This window comes from Domibacillus indicus (genome assembly GCF_023715895.1).
GTDB classification, from domain to species: Bacteria; Bacillota; Bacilli; order Bacillales; family Domibacillaceae; genus Domibacillus; species Domibacillus indicus_A.
This window is the reverse complement of sequence record NZ_JAMBOO010000057.1, coordinates 1-1,210: the sequence shown is the minus strand read 5'-3', so window position 1 is coordinate 1,210 and position 1,210 is coordinate 1. Positions and strand designations below refer to the sequence as shown.

The 1,210-nt window shown below is 41.2% G+C and carries 1 protein-coding gene; it reads left to right on the top strand.

The features are described 5' to 3' along the window. Window positions 1-159 precede the first annotated feature (159 nt). The coding region (locus tag M3221_RS25390) for a transposase (RefSeq protein ID WP_251274812.1) at window positions 160-1,210 on the top strand (1,051 nt) is incomplete at its 3' end.

Sequence of the window (1,210 nt, the reverse complement as noted above, 5' to 3'; positions counted from 1 at the left end):
CTTGATTCTTCTTATTCTTCTATGTATTTTTTATGACATCGCTTGCCGCTTCTTAATTATCATCACTCATGCCGATTCTCTTTTCATTTTACAAGTGATTTCCATTTTGATACGATCAACCTATCATAAGGACTAAAAAATGGAAAGGAGGGTTTGGCCATGAAAGTTGCGAAGTCGCTGTTGCACAAAATTACAAACCAGACTGAAATCTTCAATGCTACGCTGGATATTTACAATGACGTCCTATCCTTCATCATCCAGGTGATCGACAAAGAATTTGATCATATTGACAACCTGACAACAAAATCAATTGTGCCGGCAGTGGAAAAGCTGATTCACGCAACCAAATCAAACCCTCTTCCGAAATACAAAGAGTTTAACGAACGTTTTTACAAGTTTCCGTCCTACTTCCGCAGAAGTGCCATTGCTTCTGCTTTTGGCAAAGTAAAGAGCTTCCGCTCTAACTATCAAAATTGGGAAAAAGAGCAAAAGTACGCTCTTTCCGAAGGAAAGAAGTTTAAAAAACAGCCTCCACGGCTGCAGGCGGAACATAAGGAATTTCCTGTTTTTTATAAAGGGAACATGTTTAACAGAACATCTGATACGACTGCAGAAATCAAGGTATTTCATCAGAATGACTGGGTATGGATGAATATCGAGTTTAAAGGGCAGGACCTTTATAAACGGGGTGTCTGGGAATGGAAAGAGAACAACCCAAAGCTCATTAAACAGGGAAAGAAATTCTTTCTTTCCATAAGCTATGAAAATAAAGTTACTTTAACAAAAACGCCTATTCAAGAACAAAAAGTGTGTGCAGTAGACCTTGGACTGACGAATTCTGCGGTTTGTTCTATTATCGATGCAAAAGGCACTGTCTTAGGCCGGACATTTATTAACCAGCCTAAAGAAAAAGACCGTCTGCAGACGTTAACGAACAAACTGCGGAAAGCCCAGCGGGCAAGCGGCCGCATTCATGCGCCCAATTTTTGGCGGCAGATCAATGGGTACCAGCAGTATATTGTCCGCCACACCAGCCATGAAATTATAAAATTTGCAGCAAAGCATGGCTGTGACGTCATTGTATTCGAATACCTGGGCAGAATGAAAACCCCAAAGGGGTTCTATGGAGCCAGGAAACTTCGTTTTAAGCTTCACGGATGGCGGAAAATAGGCATTCAGAACAAAGTGGAAGAAATGGCTCACTGCCTGG